This window comes from Ruegeria sp. BI11, from assembly GCF_056538005.1.
In genome coordinates, this window is the sequence record NZ_JBQFSM010000015.1 from 46,147 (window position 1) to 67,995 (window position 21,849).

Annotated in this window: 23 protein-coding genes; 17 read left to right on the forward strand and 6 right to left on the reverse strand. The window is 57.7% G+C overall.

The genetic code is table 11. From position 1 onward, the window contains the following. The first annotated feature begins 118 nt into the window (after positions 1–118). The 7 genes from ACR0DT_RS22095 to selD are packed head-to-tail and all read left to right on the forward strand — an operon-like array spanning position 119 to position 8,208. Positions 119–2,986: a monovalent cation/H+ antiporter subunit A gene (locus ACR0DT_RS22095; protein ID WP_480712836.1), complete on the forward strand. Its 2,868-nt coding sequence runs from the start codon at positions 119–121 to the stop codon at positions 2,984–2,986. Further along, positions 2,986–3,345, forward strand: a complete 360-nt coding sequence (locus ACR0DT_RS22100) for a Na+/H+ antiporter subunit C (RefSeq protein WP_480712837.1) — start codon at positions 2,986–2,988, stop codon at positions 3,343–3,345. The genes ACR0DT_RS22095 and ACR0DT_RS22100 overlap by 1 nt, the downstream gene beginning before the upstream one ends. Beyond that, a complete protein-coding gene (locus ACR0DT_RS22105; RefSeq protein ID WP_480712838.1) occupies positions 3,342–4,886 on the forward strand; it encodes a monovalent cation/H+ antiporter subunit D in 1,545 nt (514 codons plus the stop codon). Before ACR0DT_RS22100 ends, ACR0DT_RS22105 begins: the two co-directional genes overlap by 4 nt. Next, positions 4,886–5,383, forward strand: a complete 498-nt coding sequence (locus ACR0DT_RS22110; RefSeq protein WP_480712839.1) for a Na+/H+ antiporter subunit E — start codon at positions 4,886–4,888, stop codon at positions 5,381–5,383. Before ACR0DT_RS22105 ends, ACR0DT_RS22110 begins: the two co-directional genes overlap by 1 nt. Then, complete coding sequence (locus tag ACR0DT_RS22115; RefSeq protein ID WP_480712840.1) at positions 5,380–5,649, forward strand: K+/H+ antiporter subunit F; 270 nt, start codon at positions 5,380–5,382, stop codon at positions 5,647–5,649. The genes ACR0DT_RS22110 and ACR0DT_RS22115 overlap by 4 nt, the downstream gene beginning before the upstream one ends. A gap of 7 nt (positions 5,650–5,656) precedes the next feature. Next, on the forward strand, positions 5,657–6,043 hold the full coding sequence (locus ACR0DT_RS22120) for a Na+/H+ antiporter subunit G (protein WP_480712841.1): 387 nt from the start codon (positions 5,657–5,659) through the stop codon (positions 6,041–6,043). A gap of 5 nt (positions 6,044–6,048) precedes the next feature. Then, the gene (selD, locus tag ACR0DT_RS22125; RefSeq protein WP_480712842.1) at positions 6,049–8,208 is read left to right on the forward strand and encodes a selenide, water dikinase SelD; all 2,160 of its coding nucleotides are present in this window, start codon (positions 6,049–6,051) and stop codon (positions 8,206–8,208) included. Here the strand turns inward: selD and mnmH are convergent. Together mnmH and ACR0DT_RS22135 are read right to left on the reverse strand one after the other, a co-directional pair. After that, entirely contained in the window at positions 8,199–9,251 is a 1,053-nt protein-coding gene (gene mnmH, locus ACR0DT_RS22130) for a tRNA 2-selenouridine(34) synthase MnmH (RefSeq protein WP_480712843.1), read from the reverse strand. The genes selD and mnmH overlap by 10 nt on opposite strands. Positions 9,252–9,295: 44 nt before the next feature. Further along, positions 9,296–9,961 (reverse strand): SOS response-associated peptidase, encoded by a 666-nt coding sequence (locus ACR0DT_RS22135; protein ID WP_480712844.1) that lies wholly within the window; start codon positions 9,959–9,961, stop codon positions 9,296–9,298. Between the two features lie 55 nt (positions 9,962–10,016). On the opposite strand from ACR0DT_RS22135, the gene ACR0DT_RS22140 reads away from it, so the two are divergent. Further along, complete coding sequence (locus ACR0DT_RS22140; protein WP_480712845.1) at positions 10,017–11,669, forward strand: tetratricopeptide repeat-containing sulfotransferase family protein; 1,653 nt, start codon at positions 10,017–10,019, stop codon at positions 11,667–11,669. A gap of 63 nt (positions 11,670–11,732) precedes the next feature. Here ACR0DT_RS22140 and ACR0DT_RS22145 read toward each other — a convergent pair whose 3' ends face one another. Then, the gene (locus ACR0DT_RS22145) at positions 11,733–13,310 is read right to left on the reverse strand and encodes a bifunctional metallophosphatase/5'-nucleotidase (RefSeq protein ID WP_480712846.1); all 1,578 of its coding nucleotides are present in this window, start codon (positions 13,308–13,310) and stop codon (positions 11,733–11,735) included. A 108-nt stretch (positions 13,311–13,418) separates the two neighbouring features. On the opposite strand from ACR0DT_RS22145, the gene ACR0DT_RS22150 reads away from it, so the two are divergent. From ACR0DT_RS22150 to arsC, 4 genes are read left to right on the forward strand one after another with little or no spacing between them, the layout of a single operon-like run. After that, a complete protein-coding gene (locus ACR0DT_RS22150) occupies positions 13,419–13,757 on the forward strand; it encodes a DUF952 domain-containing protein (protein WP_480712847.1) in 339 nt (112 codons plus the stop codon). After that, the gene (locus ACR0DT_RS22155; RefSeq protein ID WP_480712848.1) at positions 13,754–14,185 is read left to right on the forward strand and encodes a DUF1330 domain-containing protein; all 432 of its coding nucleotides are present in this window, start codon (positions 13,754–13,756) and stop codon (positions 14,183–14,185) included. Before ACR0DT_RS22150 ends, ACR0DT_RS22155 begins: the two co-directional genes overlap by 4 nt. Further along, on the forward strand, positions 14,182–15,240 hold the full coding sequence (locus ACR0DT_RS22160) for a quinone-dependent dihydroorotate dehydrogenase (protein WP_480712849.1): 1,059 nt from the start codon (positions 14,182–14,184) through the stop codon (positions 15,238–15,240). The genes ACR0DT_RS22155 and ACR0DT_RS22160 overlap by 4 nt, the downstream gene beginning before the upstream one ends. Beyond that, positions 15,237–15,578, forward strand: a complete 342-nt coding sequence (gene arsC / locus ACR0DT_RS22165; protein ID WP_480712875.1) for an arsenate reductase (glutaredoxin) — start codon at positions 15,237–15,239, stop codon at positions 15,576–15,578. The genes ACR0DT_RS22160 and arsC overlap by 4 nt, the downstream gene beginning before the upstream one ends. On the opposite strand, the gene ACR0DT_RS22170 is transcribed toward arsC, so the two are convergent. From ACR0DT_RS22170 to ACR0DT_RS22180, 3 genes are read right to left on the reverse strand one after another with little or no spacing between them, the layout of a single operon-like run. Then, entirely contained in the window at positions 15,575–16,894 is a 1,320-nt protein-coding gene (locus ACR0DT_RS22170; RefSeq protein ID WP_480712850.1) for an MATE family efflux transporter, read from the reverse strand. The genes arsC and ACR0DT_RS22170 overlap by 4 nt on opposite strands. A gap of 3 nt (positions 16,895–16,897) precedes the next feature. Then, positions 16,898–17,416: a PaaI family thioesterase gene (locus tag ACR0DT_RS22175; RefSeq protein ID WP_480712851.1), complete on the reverse strand. Its 519-nt coding sequence runs from the start codon at positions 17,414–17,416 to the stop codon at positions 16,898–16,900. Continuing rightward, positions 17,416–17,835 carry a PaaI family thioesterase gene (locus ACR0DT_RS22180; RefSeq protein ID WP_480712852.1) on the reverse strand — a complete coding sequence of 140 codons (420 nt, stop codon included), beginning with the start codon at positions 17,833–17,835 and terminating at the stop codon, positions 17,416–17,418. Before ACR0DT_RS22180 ends, ACR0DT_RS22175 begins: the two co-directional genes overlap by 1 nt. A 113-nt stretch (positions 17,836–17,948) precedes the next feature. Here ACR0DT_RS22180 and ACR0DT_RS22185 point away from each other — a divergent pair, with 113 nt between their 5' ends. The 5 genes from ACR0DT_RS22185 (at position 17,949) to ACR0DT_RS22205 (ending at position 21,848) form a co-directional block, all read left to right on the forward strand. After that, on the forward strand, positions 17,949–18,317 hold the full coding sequence (locus ACR0DT_RS22185; RefSeq protein WP_480712853.1) for a MerR family transcriptional regulator: 369 nt from the start codon (positions 17,949–17,951) through the stop codon (positions 18,315–18,317). A gap of 263 nt (positions 18,318–18,580) precedes the next feature. Further along, the gene (locus tag ACR0DT_RS22190) at positions 18,581–18,982 is read left to right on the forward strand and encodes a MerR family transcriptional regulator (protein WP_170349298.1); all 402 of its coding nucleotides are present in this window, start codon (positions 18,581–18,583) and stop codon (positions 18,980–18,982) included. A 46-nt stretch (positions 18,983–19,028) separates the two neighbouring features. Next, complete coding sequence (locus ACR0DT_RS22195) at positions 19,029–20,810, forward strand: acyl-CoA dehydrogenase C-terminal domain-containing protein (protein ID WP_480712854.1); 1,782 nt, start codon at positions 19,029–19,031, stop codon at positions 20,808–20,810. Between the two features lie 54 nt (positions 20,811–20,864). Then, positions 20,865–21,077: a hypothetical protein gene (locus tag ACR0DT_RS22200; RefSeq protein ID WP_480712855.1), complete on the forward strand. Its 213-nt coding sequence runs from the start codon at positions 20,865–20,867 to the stop codon at positions 21,075–21,077. Positions 21,078–21,209: 132 nt separating this feature from the next. Beyond that, positions 21,210–21,848 (forward strand): glutathione S-transferase family protein, encoded by a 639-nt coding sequence (locus ACR0DT_RS22205; protein WP_480712856.1) that lies wholly within the window; start codon positions 21,210–21,212, stop codon positions 21,846–21,848. Position 21,849 lies beyond the last annotated feature (1 nt).

A 21,849-nucleotide genomic window follows, 5' to 3' on the forward strand; every position in this document is an offset into this window, starting at 1 on the left:
TTTCGCACCCCAATCTACGGTGCTAGGACTGTGTGTAAAACTTGCAATAGCTGGACAGTTAGAAAATTATCCTTAAAAACCAGTACTACTTTTGACCGCCCAGACCGGAGTATCGCACTTGTCCCTATTCCTCATCGCGGCCCTTCCCTTCCTCGGAGCTGTTTTCCCAGCCCTTCTGATCCGGGCAGGACGAAACGCAGCAGCATCAGCCGCCGGGCTGACCACCTTTCTGGCGCTTATGGGGCTGTTGATCCACATCCCGTCCGTCATGCGCGGAGATGTCGTCACAGCCCGGTTCGAATGGATACCGGCACTGGGACTGAACGCGAATTTTATGCTGGACGGTCTTGGGTTTCTATTTGCGCTGCTGATCCTGGGGATCGGGTTGCTAATCATCCTCTACGCGCGGTTCTACCTGTCACGCGAAGACCCGATGGGGCAATTCTATACCTATCTTTTGTTGTTTCAGGGCGCGATGGTCGGGATCGTCCTGTCAGACAACATCCTTCTTTTGCTTATTTTCTGGGAACTTACATCACTAAGCTCATTCCTTCTGATCGGGTACTGGAAACATCTGCCTGAGGGCCGTCAGGGTGCGCGCATGGCGCTGGCCGTGACCGGCGGCGGCGGGTTGGCGATGATCGCGGGGATGCTGATCCTGGGCAATATCGTGGGCTCATATGACCTGAGCGTCATCCTACAGAACAAAGAACTGATCCAATCCTCGCCCTTTTACATGCCCGCGCTGATCCTGATCTTGCTGGGCGCTTTCACCAAGTCGGCGCAGTTCCCGTTCCACTTCTGGCTGCCGCATGCAATGGCCGCGCCAACACCGGTTTCTGCTTACCTGCACTCAGCTACGATGGTGAAGGCCGGACTGTTCCTAATGGCGCGGATGTGGCCCGTTCTGGCGGGGACGGATGCGTGGTTCTACATCGTGGCGACTACAGGTCTGGTGACCATGCTGATCGGGGCTTGCATTGCCCTGTTCAAGGATGATCTGAAAGCGCTGCTGGCGTTTTCGACCGTGTCACATTTGGGTCTGGTCACGATGCTGCTGGGCTTTGGCACCAAGATTGCCGCTGTGGCCGCGATATTCCACATCATCAACCACGCGACCTTCAAGGCAGCATTGTTCATGACCGCCGGGATCGTGGATCACGAAACCGGAACCCGTGATGTCAAACGTCTGGGCGGGTTGCGGCAGTTGATGCCAATCACCTTTACCATCGGCACCATTGCAGCCCTGTCCATGGCGGGCCTGCCGCCGTTGAACGGCTTCCTGTCCAAGGAAATGATGCTTGAGGAGACGGTCCACACCACCTGGCTGCACTCGCATTACCTAGTGCCGGGTCTGGCTCTGCTGGCGGCGCTGTTCTCGGCCGCCTATTCCTTCCGCTTTGTCGGGCATGTGTTCCTTGGCCCGCAGCGCAATGATTATCCGCACCATCCGCATGATCCACCCGTGGGCCTATGGTTGGCCCCGGCATTCCTTGTGGTGCTGGTGGTGCTGATCGGTCTGTATTCGGCTGCAATTGTTGGGCCTTTGGTCGCGGTTGTATCCAGCGCCGTGATTGGTGGAGAGAAACTGCCGTATTATTCCCTGAAATTGTGGCATGGCTTCACACCAGCGCTTTACATGTCGGTTGTGGCCACGCTGGGCGGTTTGTTCCTGCTGGCGCTGCATCATCGCGGTGAACAGCTGTGGAACGCACTGCCTCGCCCCGAGGCAAAGGTTATCTTCGAAGCCGTTATTGGCGTGTTGACCACACTCAGCCGTTGGATCACCGACACGTTGCATAACGGTGTGATCAGTCGCTACGCCATCATCCTGGTCGCGTTCACTGTCGGGCTTGGCTATTACGCCTATACAACAGGTACGATCGGACCCGAAACACGCGATCCTCTACCTATCCAGATCATCCCATTCATCGGCTGGATTTGTCTGGTGGGCGCAACACTGGCGATCATGTGGTTCCATCGCAACCGCCTGCTCTCGCTGGTGCTGATCGGCGTCGTCGGTTTGATCGTCTCGATGGCGTTCAACTACCTCTCGGCCCCGGATCTGGCGTTGACTCAGATATCGGTCGAGGTGGTGACGATGATCCTGTTGCTGCTGTCGCTAAACTTCCTGCCCACGGATACCCCCTGGGACAGTAGCGCAGCACGGCGTTGGCGGGATGCGGCGATCTCGGTGGTGGCTGGCCTTGGCGCGGGCGGGCTGATCTATGCGCTGATGCTGCGGGACTTCGCCTTTCCGACGATTTCCGAGTTCCACCTGGCCAATTCCTACAAAGGTGGCGGCGGCACCAATGTGGTCAACGTGATCCTGGTGGACTTCCGGGGCTTTGATACCTTTGGCGAGATCATCGTTCTGGGCATCGCCGCCCTGATCATCTTTGCCCTGACTGAGGCCGTTCTGGGCACCAATGTCCGCAGCTATCTGTTGAATCGTAAGCCGCACTGGCCGCAATCGGGGGATTCACATCCGCTGATGATGGTTGTGGCCACCCGCGTGATGATGCCAATTGCCCTGATGGTTGGTGCCTACATCTTTTTCCGCGGTCACAACCAGCCGGGGGGCGGGTTCATCGCCGGTCTGATCGTCGCGATTGCCTTCCTGATGCAATACATGGCGAGTGGCTACACATGGGCCATCGAACGGCAACGGTTCTACTATCACGGCACCATCGGTTGGGGCGTTCTGATCGCCGCCGCCACGGGGATCGGAGCGTGGTTTAATGAGCGCCCGTTCCTGACCAGCGATTTCGGCTATCTCCATTGGCCACCACTGGAAGAGTTCGAATGGGCCACCGCCATCCTCTTTGACACCGGCGTATTCCTGGCCGTGCTGGGTGCGGTGATGCTGGCATTGGACAGCCTGTCGCGGTTCGCGTGGCAGCCGGGCATGGCACAGGAATTCCCGATGGATATCAACCCGCTGCGGGATGATCAGAAAGAAGAAGATAAAAAGGAGCAGGCCTGATGGAAGCGCTCGTAGCCTCAGCCGTAGGCATAATGACCGCCGCCGGGATTTTCCTGATCCTGCGTCGCCGCACATTCCCTGTCATTCTGGGCCTGTCGCTGATCACCTATGCGGTGAACGTGTTCCTATTCGCCACCGGGCGGTTGGCGCTGGACGCGCCTGCCGTTCTGAACAAGTACGAAGAGGTTCCCTATACCGACCCGTTGCCGCAGGCTCTGGTGCTGACCGCCATCGTAATTTCCTTTGGGATGACTGCCGTGATCGTAATGATCGCACTGTCCGCATATTTGTCCTCGAAGGATGACCATATCGACATGACCGCACAAGACAGTGTCGACCGCGCGGGAGAAGACGCATGAACCACTGGATCGTAGCGCCGATCGTCCTGCCCGCGATCCTGGCCCCGTTCATTATTATGGTCCTGCGATACCATCTGGACCTGCAGCGCATCTTTTCGGTCGCCGGTGTGGTGGCTTTGCTGGGGATTGCCCTGACCATCACTGCGCAGGCCGCAGGCGGTGATATTTTGGTTTATGAGTTGGGCGACTGGCCCGCACCCTTCGGCATCGTTCTGGTGCTAGACCGCCTCTCTGCGATGATGGTCTTGCTGACCGCCCTGCTTGCCTTGCCCATTGTGCTGTACGCCATCGCATCCGGATGGGATGACCGGGGGAAACACTTTCATGCGCTGTTCCACTTTCAGCTCATGGGCGTTTGCGGCGCCTTCCTGACGGGCGACGCCTTCAACCTGTTCGTGTTCTTTGAGGTACTGCTGATCGCGTCCTACGGTCTGATGACGCATGGCGGCGGTTCGGTGCGGCTCAAGGCTGGGGTGCAGTATGTGGCCTATAACCTGCTGGGCTCAACCCTGTTCCTATTTGCCCTCGGCACGCTTTATGCAGTGACCGGAACACTGAACATGGCCGATCTGGCCGTTCGCGTCGCTGAAATCCCGCCCGAGGATACGGCCCTTCTGCGGGTTGGCGCGGTGCTGTTGCTGCTGGTTTTTTGTATCAAGGCTGCTGTCTTACCACTGCATTTCTGGCTGCCTGCCAGCTACGCCAACGCGCCTCTGCCCGTCGCAGCCCTTTTTGCGATTATGACCAAGGTGGGTGCCTATTCGATCCTGCGTGTTGATACGCTGGTATTTGGGCCGGATGTGGCTGTAACGCAAGGATTGCTGGGCGACTGGCTGCAACCCGCAGCGCTGCTGACGCTGGCTGTAGGTGCCATTGGTATTCTGGGTACGCAACACATCGCGCGGATGGTGGCCTTTTGCGCCATTGCATCGATGGGTACTTTGCTGATCGCGATTTCGCTGTTCACCGAAACCTCCACCGCAGCCGCGCTGTACTACATATTCCACTCGACCCTGGCGACGGCGCTGCTGTTCCTGGTGACCGATCTGGTGATGGCACGTCGGGGCGGAGCCATCGTACCAATGGCGCCGATGGCACAAAGCGGGCTGATCTCGGCCCTGTTCTTTGTCGGGGCAATTGCGCTGGCGGGGATGCCACCGCTGTCGGGCTTTATCGGCAAGCTGTTGGTGCTGGACGCAGCACGCGACGCGCCGGATGCAACCGCGATCTGGGCCGTGATCCTGATCGGATCTTTCGTCACCATCGTCGGGCTGGCGCGCGCAGGTACGCTGATCTTCTGGAAAAGCTATGACGCCCAGCACAACCCCGCGCCCGAGGTGGAAGACGAAGAAGAAGCCCCGGCCCTGCCCGCGCCCGAGCCGAACCCCGGGATGGCCTTCACCGCCATCTTCGGCACAGTTCTGGGCCTGGTCATGTTGACCCTGTTCGCGGGTCCTGCCCTGACTTACGCTGGCAAAACAGCAGAACAGTTGTTTACACCTGAAAACTACATCTCGGCCGTTCTGGGAGGAGAAGAGTAATGAGACTTCTGCACCGGATATTCCCGCACCCGCATCTAACAATACTGCTGACGCTGGTGTGGATGCTGCTGGCGAACTCACCTTCGCTGAATTCGTTGGTGTTCGGGCTGCTGCTCGGGATCATCATTCCCTTCATCACTCAGCCCTACTGGCCCGACCGCCCCAAGCTGCGCAACTGGCCGATGATCATCGAATACATGCTGGTGGTGTTGTGGGATATCGTAATGGCCAACATCACGGTGGCCCGGATCATTCTGTTTAAGCGCGATGCGGACCGGCAACCCAACTGGGTCTGCATTCCGTTGGAACTGCGCACCCCTGAGGCCATTACTGTATTGGCCGGAACCATCACAATGACCCCCGGCACGGTCAGTTGCGATCTGTCGGCGCAAGGCCACAACCTGCTCGTTCATTGCCTGGACGCACCTAACCCTGACGAAGTGCGTGACCAGATCAAAAGCCGCTATGAGCGCCGCCTGAAGGAGATTTTCGAATGATCGAGATTGCGATCTGGTTTGCCTTCGCCTGTTTTGGGACAGCTATCATGCTGTGCCTGTATCGGATTATCTCGGCCGAAGGTGTCGGCACCCGTGTTCTGGCGCTAGATACGATGGTGATCAACACCATCGCGCTGATGATCCTTTATGGGCTGGCCCTGGGGACTGAGATTTTTTTCGAAGCCGCCATGATTATCGCCATGCTCGGATTTGTCTCAACCGTGGCCTATGCGCGCTTTATGCTGCGCGGCAACATCATCGAGTGAGGGCATTATGAGTTTCTTGTTCGAATTTTTAGTCGCCTTCTTTCTGGTGGTTTCCGGCATATTCGGCTTTGTCGGATCCTTCGGAATGATCAAGCTGAAAGACCCCATGTCCCGCCTTCATGCCCCCACTAAGGCAACCACTCTGGGTGTTGGCGGCGTGTTAATTGCGTCGATCATCCATTCGGCTCTGATTGAAGAGCACCTGTCACTGCATGAACTGCTGATCACCCTGTTCCTGTTCCTGACCGCTCCGATCACAGCCCTGTTCATTGCCAAATGGCATATTCACCGCCATGAAAAACCCAGCGATCTGCCAGATGCGGGCGAGGATGAGCTTTGGGCCACCCACGCGGTCGAACAGGTCGAAGACGTCCCAGATCACAGCAAGACCTGAGTTCCATGCATCACCCTCCGCTGCCCCTGACCCGTGATCTGGTTTTGATTGGCGGCGGCCATACCCACGCGTTGGTGCTGCGGAAATGGGGGATAAACCCATTGCCCGGGGCGCGAGTGACGGTGATCAATCCCGGTCCCACTGCGCCTTATTCCGGCATGCTACCCGGCTTTGTCGCCGGGCATTACCAGCGATGGGAGCTGGACATCGATCTAGTGCGCCTGGCCCGTTTTGCTGGTGCATGCGTTATCCTAGGTCCGGTCGAAGGTATCGACGTCGACCGGCGGCAAGTACACGTGCCTGGACGGCCGCCTTTGGCATTTGATGTGGCCTCGGTCAATGTCGGGATCACCTCGGACATGCCGACCCTGCCCGGATTTTCCGACCATGCGGTTCCGGCCAAACCTTTGGGGCCATTTGCCTCGCGATGGGCTGAGTATCTGGATGGCACCGGTCCTGCTTCGGTTGCAGTGATTGGCGGCGGGGTCGCGGGCGTAGAGTTGGTGATGGCCATGGCGCACGCCCTGCGCACTAAAGGCCGCACGGCGAAGGTGGCGCTGATCGACAACGCTTCGGTTCTGGCAGCAACAGGGGCCAAGGCGAGCATGACCATTCGAAAGTCGGTGGCTGACCTAGGTGTTGAGGTAGTCGAAAATACCGCAATTTCACGCATCGAACAGGATCACATTCTTTTGGAGGATGGCCGCAAGGTTCCGGCCACGTTTATCACCGGGGCTGCAGGCGCGCGTCCTTATGATTGGATCGCTCAAACGGGGCTTGATTTACATGACGGCTACATCCGTGTGGACGCCAATCTGCAATCCAGCGATCCGGCAATTTTTGCCGCCGGGGATTGCGCCCATCTGGCGGACAACCCACGCCCCAAGGCCGGGGTTTATGCGGTACGAGAAGCTCCGGTATTGTTCGGCAATCTGCGCGCCGCTCTGGGAGCCGGAACGATGCGGCGATATCAGCCGCAGAAGGATTACTTAAAGTTAATCTCACTGGGTGGCAAATCCGCACTGGCCGAACGCCTCGGAACCTCATTCAGCGGGCCGGTGATGTGGCGATGGAAGAACCATATTGACCAGAGCTTTATGAACAAATTCCGCAACCTGCCCGAAATGGAACGCCCCGCCCTGCCGCGTCACCATGCGGCGGGCTTGCAAGAGGCGCTGGGTGAAAAACCCATGTGCGGTGGTTGCGGGGCTAAGGTTGGACGCGGCGCATTGCGGTCCGTTCTGGATGAGCTGCCAGCGCCGAACCGCGACGACATCACCCCCTTACCCGGTGACGACGCCGCCTTGCTGAAAACCGGCGGGGCGCGTCAGGTTATGACCTCGGACCATCTGCGCGGCATCACCGATGATCCGGTGATGATGACTCGCATCTCCGCCGTTCACGCGCTGGGGGATATTTGGGCCATGGGGGGCAATCCGCAGGCGGCGACGGCTACGATCATCTTGCCGCGCATGTCACCGCAATTGCTGCACCGTACCTTGTCCGAGATCATGACCACCGCCACCGAGGTCATCCGCGATGCCGGGGCCGAGATCGTCGGCGGGCACAGCTCGTACGGGGATGAGATGACTATCGGTTTCACCCTGACCGGCCTGTGCGACAATGACCCGATCACTCTTTCGGGTGCACATCCGGGGGATGTGCTGATCCTGACGAAGCCACTGGGCAGCGGAGTGTTAATGGCCGCCGAAATGGCCGGTCAAGCCAAGGGTAGCTGGGTTGCAGATGCATTTCGGCAAATGGTTCAGCCGCAGGGCGAAGCCTCGAGCATTTTGTCGGGGGCGCATGCGATGACGGACGTAACCGGCTTCGGGCTGGCCGGGCATCTGCTGGGTATGTGCGAGGCCTCGGATTGCGGAGCGGTTCTGGATCTGGATGCAATCCCCCTGATGACCGGTGCGTTGGAACTGGCAGCTCAAGGCGTCAGGTCGACGATTTTCAACGAAAACCGCGCGACCGTTCCGGAAATTCCGCCTTCAGAAAAGGCCGATCTTCTGTTCGACCCACAAACCGCCGGAGGGCTACTGGCCGCGGTCGCTGCCGAACAGGCGCATGAACTGTGCGAACAGTTAAGGCACGCAGGCTATCCGGCGGTCATCATTGGGCATCTGACCGATATCCGGGGATTGCGGCTTCAAAGCTGATCCAGAATTCCCTCAACTTTTGCGGCGGCATTGTTCAAACCTGCTTCGTCCAGCTCCGCCATTTCCACCTGTGCGATAATCTTGGAAGTACGCGCGCGGGTCGATTTGGAATAAGCCGGGTCATAATGCTGTTCCATCAGGGCCCGCGTTAGCGCCCGCTTGTCGCCTGCGTCAATCAGCGCCAGCCATCCATCCACCACGTCATGCCCCCGATGAAAGCGGAGCGGAGACAGGCGATCGCGCAGCCGTTCTGCATCCGAGAGGATATCGTCGTAGGCCTTCACCAGATACTCTGAACGCGCCGCAAGGGACGCAGACACCTGAATGCGCGGCGCCGCGCGCAACGTGGCCCACAGGCTTGGCGGCAGGACCAGGGACCCGATCTTGGAGGATTCTGCCTCGACCACCACTGGGCGCGCGGGGTCCAGACCGCACAACGCTGCGGCCAAAGCGGACTCAAAGGCTTTCTGACTGGGCTGACCGCCTGGCATTTCACCCAACAAAGATCCCTTGTGGTTTGCTAGATCTTCGAGGTCCAGAACCAGAACGCCGCGCAATTTCAGGTGCGCCAGAAGGTCGGTCTTGGCCGTGCCCGTATACCCATCCAAAGCTACCAACCGATGCGGCAATGGATCGTCATAGAGGTAGCGATTCACCAGTCGGCGGTAGGTTCGATATCCGCCGTCGACTACTTCGGCCCGCCAGCCGATCTGTTGCAGCATCCATGTGAATGACCCTGATCTCTGCCCACCACGCCAACAATAGACCAGGGGTTTCCAGCCACCCTCGTGGTGCGACAGGTTGTGTTCGATATGGTTTGCGGCGTTTCGGAACACCAGCGCGGCACCCAGTTTGCGGGCCAGAAACGGGCTTTCCTGCACATAGATCGTGCCAACCTGCGCGCGCTCTGCGTTGTCCAGAACCGGTAGGTTGATGGCGCCGGGCAGATGATCCTCGGCATATTCCGCAGGACTGCGCACGTCGATCACAGTGTCGAAATCATGCGCATAAAGGCCGGGCAGATCAGAAAATTTCAGAGCCATGCCAATGATCTATCCTGCGGTACGTGGAATGGAAAGGTACAGTGTCAGGCCGGAACAGGCTCAATCAATTCCGGCCCGCTGGCTCGGTTTGAATTCACCGTTGGATCAACGCGGTAGAAATCTAAGACACCCTCGGCCCCGGGTATCATAAGACGCGCGGCCCCCTTCCCCGCCTCTCCCAACCAAAGAGGCCAGTCGTCGGGTTCCAGGATCAACGGCATCCGGTGGTGAAGGGTGCTGAGGCGGCGATTGGCCGGGGTTGTGACAATAGCGCAAGTGCCTTGCCGCGTGTCCTTAGCCCCCCAATCTTGCCAGACCCCGGCAAAGGCAATCGGCGCACCATCCTTGCGGTGAATGTACCACGGCAGTCGGGTGCCTTGTCCGGTCTTGGTCCATTCGTAAAAGCCCGTCGCCACGATCAAACAGCGCCGTTCGCGGCAAGCAGCGCGGAACGCAGGCTTTTGAGCCAATGTCTCGGCCCGGGCATTTATCAGCAGCGGCCCGGCCGTCTCGGATTTGTACCAATGCGGAAGAAAGCCCCAGCGCAGCGGATCCAACTTGCGCCCCTCTTCACCGGCTCGCACCACATGTACTTGATTTGTTGGGCAAACATTGAAATTCGGCACAGCAGGCAACGTGTTTGCAGGTCGCGCAGAAAACAGCTGCGCCATTGCATCATTGGGAAGGGTTATTGCAAACCGTCCGCACATGGGTAATGAACCATCATTAATCGTTTCATACAGGCACAGGGTGTCACGGGGTCACATGCAAAATCAAACAGCGAAAACCCTTAAAGGCAAGGCAGTGGCAGCTCTGGATGCAGGCAAACTGCAACAGGCACTGAAAAAGGCACAGTTGGGCGTCAAAAAATTCCCCAAGGATTCAGATTTCCACGCCATCTCGGGCTTTGTGCTGACTGAAATGAAGCAATACAGGAAGTCCATCCCTCATTTCATCGAAGCCTCCCGGATGAAGCCGGACGATCCGCAATTCGTGGAAAACCTGGCAAATGCCTTGATGCAGACGGGGCAGATTCCTAAGGCGCTGGATTACACCGAGCAAAAATTGGAACAGTTCCCTAATAACAAAGAACTAAACCGTGTACTAGATGAGATCCATTTAAAAGGCAGCAACTGGCGCATGATCATAGAACATGCGAGCAAGAGGCTGGAAAGTGAACCCGACGATGTGAACCTTCTGGCCAAGCGGGCCAGAGCCTATTCGAAGATCGGTTTTGTCGAAGATCATTCACGAGATATTGCCCGAGCGTATGAGTTGGAACCAGAAAGCATAAAGATTGCCTTCCAGAAATCAGTCAACCTGCACCAGAGTGGCGACAAGGACGGGTCAAAAGAAATTTTACAACGCATTCTGGATGCAGAGCCCGAAAACACATCCGCCCTGCTGCAGATGTCGACAATGGTCTCCAAAGAACACGTACCGAAATTGATGGCCGAAGTTGAAACCGCCGTCGCAAACAGGGGCGAGGACCACAGCGAATTAGAGTTCGCCAAGGCGAATCTGATCTCAAAGATTGATGGCATGAATGCGGCCATGCCTCAATTTGAACGAGCCAATAGGATACAACACGACAGCAACCCCTATGATGCCGTCGAAGAAGAGGAAAAACTGAACCGGATCACCGGTCTGTTCTCTGTTGATGTTCAGTTGCCTCAATCCACGTCAGCCGACGCACCGGTTCCGATTTTTGTTCTAGGTCAACCACGCTCGGGCACTACTATGATGGAGATGATGCTCAGTTCGGCTCCGGATATCGCAGGATGCGGCGAGCTGACGTTGGGGGCTGACCTCTCGCGCGATATTGAAACGGGCGAACAAAGGTTTGACGCTGCAAAAGCCGCTGAATTTGCAGAACAGTTTCGTAAGCTGATGCCGCCGATCCCTGTTGGATCGATCGCTTTTGTCGACAAGATGCCGCACAATTATCAGCGCGTAGGCTTCCTGTTGGCCGCCTTCCCCAACGCAAAGATCGTTAATATGCTGCGTGATCCACGCGATGTCGGATTGTCCAAGTGGATCAGGCGGTTCCCGGCTGGTGGGATGCGCTATGCTTCAAACCTGGCCGCAATTGCCCATTCGGCGAATATGTACCGCCGTTACATGGCCCATTGGGATGCCGTGTTCGGAGATCGAATTCTGACCGTTCCTTACGAAAAACTCGTGGCCGACCCGAAAACCTACAGCCAGCAAGTTGCCGCGTTCTGCGATATCGAGTGGAACGACTCCATAATGCATCCCGAGAAAAACACCAAGCAGGTCAGAACGGCCAGTGTCGATCAGGTCCGCAACAAAATCTCGACAAAGTCTATTGGTGGTTGGCAGAGCGTATCCGAACACCTGCGTCCCATGTTGGACGGGTTCGATCCGGCGCTCTGGCCCGAGTATGACTTGGGCTGAACAGGGCTAAAACACGAATGGCCGCATCCGGGATGCGGCCTATTTCTTTGCTAAGGCGCTTACTTATTTCTGTTTGATGCGACCGTCCAGGTAAGGCTGATATGGCGCATTTTCGGCTAGATATTCAGCGGCTACATCCGCCAGATCCGGACCGAAGTCATAGGCGTTCTTGTCGTCACCCGTAAACATTGTGTAGCCATTCCCACCATTGCGAAGGTAGTTATTCGTCACCACCAAGTATGTGGCTGTTGGATCAATCGGCTCGGCACCATTTTCTTTCACTACCATTACGTCACTGACGCGGCCTTCATTGGGCGCAATTTCCGGATCCCAAGTGAAGGTAATGCCAGCCACCTGCGGAAACCGGCCGTCGACTTCGTCCACTTTACTCACACCGCTTTCCAGGGCATCGATTACACCTTGCCCGCTGAGTTCAAAAGTCGAAAGTGTGTTCTGAAATGGCAGAACCGTCATCACTTCACCCATGGTGATATCACCGGGATCTATCGAGGCTCGCAACCCACCTGAGTTTGCTATCGCGATCTGTACGCCCTGATCAGCGACACGCGCCAGCATGGCGTCGGCCACCAGATTACCCATCTCGCATTCCTGCACACGACAGATAGATCGGTCGCCCTCGATGGCGTCTGCGGCACTGGCCACCACCTTGTTACGGATTTCATCCAGCGGCACAGCCAGTTCTGCGATACGGTCCAGCGCGGACTGATCCTCGGTCACGGTATTGTCCATGATCAGCGGTTCACCTACCGCTTCGACCACGTTGCCGTCATCGTCGAAGATCACGTTCAACTCACCCAGAAACTTGCCGTAGGCATAGGCCTGCACGATTTGGACACCATTTACCTCGGTCGGGTACGGGCCCGCCGCCTTGTCTGACACGTTCGACAGATAAGTGTTCGAATGCCCACCTACGATCACGTCCACGCCACTGGTTTCCTGCGCTACGCGTTGATCCACACCATATCCGGAATGGCTGAGCACGATGATTTTGTTCACGCCTTCTCCGCTCAATCTGTCCACTTCTGCCTGCACTGCCGGGGCCGGATCAGAAAAGCTGACATTTGGGCCAGGCGAGGAAATTTCATGCGTATCTTCGGGCGTTAGGCCAATCAGCCCAATCATTTCCCCGCCCACTTCAATGACAGTGGACTTCTTGATTTTATCGGTCAGCAACTCTTCGTCGGCAATATCCGCATTCGACATCAAAACCGGAAAATCGACCGCGTCGATAAATCCCCGTAGCACTTCGGGGCCGTCGTCGAATTCGTGGTTACCCACGGTCATCGCGTCATACCCCAGTTTGTTCATGAACTCTGCCGCGACCTTGCCCTTGTAATAGGTGTAGAACAAAGATCCCTGGAACTGATCACCACCATCAACAAGGATCGAGTTTTCTGCCCGTGCCCGTGCGTCATTTACTGCAGTAACCAACCGGGCCGAACCGCCGAAACACTTGCCCTCTGCCTGGTCTTCCTCGTCACAGGCGCTGTCATATTTGTTGATCGGCTCAAAACGTGCATGGAAATCATTGGTATGCAGAATCGTCAACTTATATTCAGCTGCGGCCATGCCTGCGGTCAGGCCCAGAACCGCGGCGGACGCTAAAAAGCGGGTGAACATCTTCATACTCCTTTTATTTGATTGACGTGATGGTGCGCTCGCCGACAAGAAGAGTCAAAGGGGGAAATCCGTCTTGATTCTGCCCGCCCAGCGGGGCATCAGAGCCTTATGCTGATTTACAAGATTTTTCGGGCCGATGAATGGGCTGCGTTGCAGGATCAGGGTGCCTCGGACGGCGCGACGATTGATATATCCGACGGCTATGTCCATTTCTCGACCGCCGAACAGGCCGCCGAAACCGCGGCTAAACACTTTGCCGGTGTCGAGGGGCTGACGCTGCTGGCCTGTAATGCCGACGCAATGGGTGATGATCTGAAATGGGAGGTCTCGCGCGGGGGCGCTTTGTTCCCGCATCTTTACCGTCAGATACGCATGACGGATGTCGTCTGGTCACGCCCCCTTCCCCTCGACGGACAAGCCCACCAATTCCCCGAGGGGATGGAATGACCACTTTCATCGACCCAGATCGAAACCAGTTCGAAGCATTCAAGGCGCTGGACCGTGATCATCCGATTGAGATGTTGAATCTGGTGAAGTTTCGCGACAAAGCCGTATATCCGGCGGGTCACGATCTGGCAGATGCAGGTCTTTCTGGCGCGCAGGCCTATCGCAATTACGGTGTGGAAACCGCTCCGATCATCGCTCGACTGGGAGCGTCGATCTTATGGCGCGGCGCGTATCAGACCACTCTGATCGGTCCCCAGGATGAGGAATGGAACGAGGTCTTCGTCGCCCGCTATCCAACCGCGCACGCGTTTCTGGAAATGGTAACGGATCCAGATTATCGGGCCGCAGTGGTGCATCGGCAGGCGGCAGTGGAAACCTCGCGCCTGATCCGCTGCGCACCGGCCAAAGGTGGAGAGGCTTTCGGATGAAACTGACCGAGAAACTGGGGCTGGCTATCCTGCACAAGATGGATCCCGAAGGCGCCCATGGTATGTCAATCAAGGCGCTGAAGGCTGGGCTGGCCCCAATGCCGGGACCGGTCACATCGTCCCGTCTGAAAACCCAAGTGGCCGGACTGGACCTGCCCAACCCGGTCGGTCTGGCCGCTGGTTTTGACAAGAACGGAGAGGTTCTGACCCCCCTCTCACGGACCGGCTTTGGCTTTATCGAAGTGGGCGCCGTTACCCCACGCCCGCAGCCCGGCAATCCCAAGCCTCGCCTGTTCCGCCTGACCGAGGACAAAGCCGCCATCAACCGCTTTGGCTTCAACAACGAAGGCATGGAGGTCATGGCACGCCGCCTGGCTGACCGCCCCAAGAATGCGGTCATCGGCTTGAACCTTGGTGCGAACAAGGACAGTGAGGACCGCCCGGGCGACTTTGCCAAAGTGCTAGCCCATTGCGCCGCGCATCTGGATTTCGCCACGGTCAATGTCTCGTCCCCCAATACTGAAAAGCTGCGGGACCTACAGGGCAAGGCCGCGCTTGGCGCGCTGCTGGGCGGCGTAATCGAGACTCGAAACGGCCTGCCCCGGCCTTTGCCGATTTTCCTGAAAATTGCCCCTGACCTGACCGAGGCTGAATTGCAAGACATCGCTGATGTTGCGCAGGAAACAGGCGTTGACGCGGTGATCGCGACCAACACCACGCTGTCGCGTGATGGGCTGCGCAGTGGGTACAAGGGTGAAACCGGCGGCCTGTCCGGCGCGCCTCTGTTCGAAAAATCAACCCGTGTTCTGGCGCGGCTCAGCCATCTGACCGAAGGGAAAATTCCGCTGATCGGCGTGGGTGGTATCAGCAGCGCGGAACAGGCCTATGCCAAGATCTGCGCCGGGGCATCTGCCGTGCAGCTTTACACCGCGCTGGTGTATGGCGGCATTTCGCTGGCTGCGGAAGTTGCGCAAGGCTTGGATGAATTGCTGGCGCGAGACGGGTTCAACAACGTTGCGCAAGCCGCTGGAACTAAAAGAGAGGATTGGCTGTGATTGCATATTGGCACAACCCGCGTTGTTCGAAATCCCGCGCCGGGCTGGGGTTGCTGGAAGAGAATGGCGCGCAAGTCGAGGTCCGAAAATACCTGGAAGACGCGCCCTCGGCTGATGAGCTACGCGCAGTTCTGGGTAAGCTGGGCGTCACCGCCATCGACATGATGCGCACAGGTGAGAAGCAGTTCAAAGAGCTGGGTCTGACCAAAACCTCCTCTACTGACGAGCTGATCACCGCAATGGCCGAAAACCCGATTTTGATCGAGCGTCCTTTGGCCATTGCAGGTGACAAGGCCGCCATCGGGCGCCCGCCCGAGAGCCTGCTGGCGCTGCTTTAAGCCACCTGCGCCTCAAGCCGGGGATAGCGCCAGCCCATAGTGACGCCGCGCGCGATGTTCAGAACCATCAGCGCGGCCCACAGGCCGTGGTTGCCAAAGGCAGGCACCAGAATCAACAGGGCAACCACATAGATCGCAACCGACTGGATCATCGCGTTGCGCATCGCACGGGTCCAGGTGGCACCGATATAGATACCGTCGAACATCCAGCTGGCCACCCCGATCGCCGGGGCCAATGCCGCCCAGATCAGATAGTCCCGCGCTGCCGTGCGCACCTCATCCGAGGTGGTCATCAGGTCGATCAGTGCAGGCCCCGCTAGCCAGAACACGGCCGCCAGCACGAACGCTCCGCCAACGCCCCATTGGGAAGCCATGATGGACGCTCGCCGAACCTGAACCCGGTTCCTTGCGCCCACGGCACTGCCGACCAGGGCCTCGGCGGAAAAGGCGAAGCCGTCCAGGGCAAACGCGGTGATTTCAAGGAATTGCAGCAAGACCTGATTGGCAGCCAGATTCACATCGCCTAGATCGGAACCCACGAACAGAAACGTCGTGAACGATCCCGTCAGCAAAACCGACCGGATCAGGATGTCAGCGTTCACCTGCATCATCCGGCGCAACCGTGCCGCATCGAAAATTCGAGGCCAATCGCGCCACTGGTTCCCTTTGAACGCTTCGCGGCACAGCCACAGGCCCAGCGCCAACCCGGTCCATTCCGCGATAAGGGTGGCAATGGCCACTCCTTCGACGCCCCAACCCAGCCCAAGCACGAACCACAGGTCCAGCAGGATATTCAGCCCATTCATCCAGATTTGTAGGATGAACACGCCACGGGTCTGCTCAATCGCGATCAGCCAGCCCGTCACGGCAAAAAGTGCAATCGTCGCCGGGGCACCCCAAATGCGGATTTGCAGATAGTCCCGTGTCAGCGCCTCAACCTCGGGGCTGGCGGGCGACAGTGCAAACGTCCCCCAGAACAGCCCGACTTGCGTCAGGATAAAGAACAGCCCCGCCGCGCCGCCCAACAGCAGCCCGCGCATCAAAAGCGCGCCGGTTTCCACCGTATCCCCTGCCCCGCGCGCCTGTGCCGCCAGACCAGTCGTGCCCATGCGCAGAAAGCCAAAAATCCAGTAGATTGCTGACAGGATAACCGCGCCCATGCCCACGGCCCCGATGGGCGCAGCCAGCCCCATCTGTCCGACCACACCGGTATCCACGGCCCCTAGAATGGGGACCGTGGCATTCGACAGCACGATCGGAACAGCAATTTTCAGTACCCGCTTATGTGTCAGGGGTGCTGAGGTATGCTGCGTCACGGGTTACTCACTTTCCACCTTCGGCTGCGGCATCAAGAAATGCCCCGTTGCCTGCGCGATGGGTCGTGCGTGGTTGTCCTGCCAGGCCTCAACCCGGACCGAGGCGTAGCGCCTGCCGGACCGGCTGACAAAGGCACGGGCGTATGCGTCCCGCGGCAGGCCAGAGCGTAAGTAATCAACTGTGAAATCAACAGTTTTGGGGAATCGTACCGCATCGGCTTTGAACAATTCTTCCGGGTCAATCTCACCACTTTCAATACGGGGAAAGAAATGCTCCCAACTCAGAGTGATGACCGCCGTCACCTCAAGAAAAGCAGCTGTGACCCCGCCATGCAATGCAGGCAGCAAAGGGTTTCCGATCAGCTTGTCGTCAAAGTTCAGCACACCGGTCAGTTCATCACCACGACGGTCGAAGGTGATGTTGAGAAAGCGGATATAGGGTACGCCGTCGACAATCGCTTTCAGCGCCGCATCGCGACGTTGCTTGACCACCTGCATGGGTTCTGGACGAGAACGCGCCATTACAATCCCTCCACCGTGAAGGCGCCCGCTGCTGTTGCGACCGGAAGTTCTTGATCTTCATCCATCGCAGTCGCCCGGACAAACGCGACGTTGCGGGTGATGTGGTAGCAAGTGGCATGCGTGGTGATGACCTGCCCTGGCGACGCCGCCCGCATATAGTCAATTCTCAGGTCAATTGTCGCCGTCCCGCCAGGGGCAGACGGGTGGGACATGACCGCTGCGCCACAACACGTGTCCAACGCGGCAAACACGGCACCGCCGTGGATGACGCCTGTTCTGGGATCTCCGACCAGATCCGCATTATAAGGCATTGAGATTTCAGCCTCGCCATCACCGATTGTCGTCAGCTTCAGACCAAGCGCTTTTGCATGCGGAATCGCCTCAATGAACTGGCGCGCAATCTCTACTTTGTCGACCATGTTTGCATGTCCTTTGAATTCCGCCCTTTATGAGCCTGCGCCTTGCAAAAGCGCAAGACCGCCTGTTGCGCTTGCCGCCACGACGCCCTAGTTTGCTGCTGAGGAGGCCGCGAATGACTGACAACCGTTTGTCATTAAACGAGATGTGCGACGAGTTCGACGTAACCAAGCGCACCTTGCGTTATTACGAATACATCGAACTGCTGCAGCCTGAACGCGAAGGCCGCTCTCGTTATTACGGGCCGCGGGAATGCGCGCGCATGAAGTTGATCCTGCGCGGTCGACTGTTTGGATTTTCGCTGGAAGAGATTCGGCAGTGGCTGCTGATCTACGAAGATCAGGGAAATCAGGCCCAGATGGCCGAGTTCATAAAGTTGGCGGATCGTCAGATGCCGGAGCTGATAAAGCAGCGTCAGCAACTGGACGAGGCGATGGAAGAACTTCAGCGCCTGCGTGACCAGACCGCTAAATCTCTGGGTTGATCCCCGGCGGGTTCGAACGGCCAAACTGACCTTCAGATCATTCTGACATCGCGGCCCTGCGCTGACCTCGCCCAACCTCAACGAAATTCCGTTACGTAACGTCTACAATTGAGCGCTATCTCCGCCTTGACGCGAGAGGATGCTACGTCAACTTTCATAGTGACGTAGCGTTTGCATTACGTGAACGTCATCTACGTGTTGTAACCTGCGCATCGACTGCGCAACTGACTTTGATAGACGCCAGTGACGAGAGTGCTGAAACCATGACCGAAGATCTGATGACCATCCGTGAAATGTGCGAGACATATGATGTCACGCCGCGCACTTTGCGATTTTACGAGGCCAAGGAACTTTTGTTTCCGATCCGCGAGGGCCAGAAACGTCTATTCACTAAACGTGACCGGGCGCGCCTTAAACTGATCCTGCGCGGCAAGCGCTTTGGCTTTAGCCTGGAAGAGATCCGGCAGCTGCTGGACCTGTACCATGTGGGCGACCAGCAAATGACCCAGATGACCCGTACGTTTGAAATTGCGCGGGAGCGTCTGGCGGATATGGAAGCCCGCCGGGAAGAGCTGACGCAAGCCATTGACGATCTGAAAGAACAGTTGCGCTGGGGCGAAAAAGTCATCGCCTCGATGAAGAACGAGAACAAAGCCGCCGAGTAACCCTGGCGGCTCAATCCCCGGACATCTGAAATTAAGGGAGCTTCAAATGCCCGTCTACAACGCGCCAACAAAAGACACTCAGTTCATTCTGCACGATGTTCTGAAAATCTCAGACTCGGATATTCCGGGGTACAGTGAACTGGAAGCCGAATTTACCGGTGCCGTTTTGGAAGAGGCCGGCAAAGTCGCGACCAATGTGCTGCATCCGTTGAACGTGGTGGGAGACACCGAAGGCTGTCGCTTGGAAAATGGTGTGGTTTACACGCCCACGGGCTTCAAAGACGCGTTTGAGCAGATGAAGGAAGGCGGCTGGACTGGCCTCGACATGCCCGAAGAGTATGGCGGTCAGAACATGCCCTACGTCATCGGCACGGCTGTGGGCGAGATGTTCTCAGGCGCGAACCAGGCCTTCACGATGTATCAGGGCCTGACCCATGGCGCGGCCTCGGCCATTCTGGCGCACGGTTCGGACGAGCAGAAGAACAAGTACCTGCCCAACATGGTCAGTTGCGAATGGACCGGCACCATGAACCTGACCGAACCGCATTGCGGCACCGATCTGGGCCTGATGCGGACCAAGGCGGAACCGCAGGGCGATGGCAGCTACAAGATTTCGGGCCAGAAGATATTTATCTCGGCCGGCGATCACGACATGGCCGACAACATCATCCACCTGGTGCTTGCCAAAATCCCCGGCGGCCCCGAGGGGATCAAAGGCGTGTCTCTGTTCATCGTGCCCAAGTTCATCGTGAACGAAGACGGGTCACTGGGTGAGCGCAACGGTGTCTCGGTTGGTAAAATCGAAGAGAAAATGGGCATCCACGGCAACTCGACTTGCGTCATGAACTATGACGAAGCCACCGGATGGCTGCTGGGCGAGGAACACAAGGGCATGCGTGCCATGTTCACCATGATGAACGAAGCGCGACTGGGTGTGGGCATGCAGGGTCTGTCCCAAGCCGAGGCTGCGTTCCAGAACGCTCTGGAATACGCCAAGGATCGCCTTCAGGGCCGCGATGTAACCGGTGTGAAGAACCCCGACGGCCCTGCCGACCCACTGATCGTACACCCGGATATTCGCCGCAATCTAATGGATCAGAAAAGCTTCACCGAAGGCGCACGCGCGTTCATCCTGTGGGGCGCGACCATGATCGACAAGGCGCACCGCTCGGGCGACAAGGACGCGGATGGGCTGATCTCTCTGTTGACGCCAGTCATCAAAGGCTTCCTGACTGATGAAGGCTACGACATGACCGTTCAGGCGCAGCAGGTCTATGGCGGGCACGGCTACATCGAGGAATGGGGCATGTCGCAATATACCCGCGACGCCCGGATTGCGATGATCTACGAAGGCGCGAATGGCGTTCAGGCGCTCGACCTCGTGGGCCGGAAACTGGCGCAGGATGGCGGCAAGCACGTCATGGCGTTCTTCGAAATGGTCAAATCCTTCTGCAAGGAAAACGGTGGCCAGGACGAAGCCTATGACAAGGCTTTCATCGAACCGCTAAAGGCCGCGTCCAAAGACCTACAGGCTGCTGGTATGTATTTCATGCAAGAAGGCATGAAGAATCCGAACAATGCTCTGTCTGGTTCTTATGACTTCATGCACATGTTCGGTCATGTTTGTCTGGGTCTGATGTGGGCGCAGATGGCTAAAGCCGCGCAGGAAGCTCTGGACGGCGGTGCCTCGGACAAAGCGTTCTACGAGACCAAGATCAACACCGGTCGCTTCTACATGGCGCGCCGCCTGCCCGCCACGGGCATGCATCTGGCGCGCATCCAGACCGGCGCGGATACAGTCATGGCGCTTGAGGCTGCTAACTTCTGATCACAACCCGGCTTCGGGACCCAGTCCCGAGGTCGGACTTTCCAAGGAGAGACAATGCCAAAACGCTTTCGCCTGACCCGCCGTTTTCCGGTCGCCATGACCGAGGACAGCTATCGCAAGCTGCGCGGGTTCGCGCACGAGGCCGGGTTAGACGAAGGTGAGGCGTTGTCCTTTCTGTTCGAGAATTTCAACAGCGTGATTAACGAGGAAAAACTGACCCGAAAACTTCGCGTTTTCAATTCCGAGCTCGAGGCGCGCAAGCGCTGAGGGAATCATTCACACCCACGAAGGGTGTGCGTGTTTTCAGCAAGACGAACCCCATGTCGGCTATGCCGGTTCGGCTTTCTCGAAATACGCAGATTGCGGCACTGCACCATGCGCCTTGGGAGGGGCGATAGCATGACCATAAAACTTCACTGTTTCGGAGAGAGCGGGAATTCCTACAAGGCCGCACTGGCGCTTGAGATGTCGGGGCTGGGCTGGGAGCCCGTCTTTGTCGATTTCTTCAACGGTGAGACCCGCACGCCAGAATATCGTGCCGACGTCAACGAGATGGGCGAGGCGCCTGTTCTGATCGACGGCGATTTCCGGACCACGCAATCAGGTGCCATTCAGGCCTATGTGACCGAGAAATCGGGCAAGTTCGGCGGCAAGGATCGCGACGAGAATTTCGAGATTTTCCGCTGGGTCCTTTGGGACAATCACAAGCTCAGCTCGATGGCCGGGCTGACTCGTTTTCTGATCAATTTCCTGCCCGAAAAGCACCGCAACCCGGACGTCATCGCCTTTAACCAAGGGCGACTGAAGGCAGCTTATCAAGTTTTGAACGACCATTTGAATGGCCGCGACTGGATCGTTGGCGATGGCGTGACCAACGCCGATATCAGCTGTTGCGGTTACCTGTATTACCCCGAACCATTCGGCTTTGAGCGTGCCGACTGGCCCCATATCGATGCTTGGTTGACGCGCCTTAGCGAACAGCCCGGTTGGAAACACCCCTATGACCTGATGCCCGGCAAACCGTCGGATCGAGCTTGAG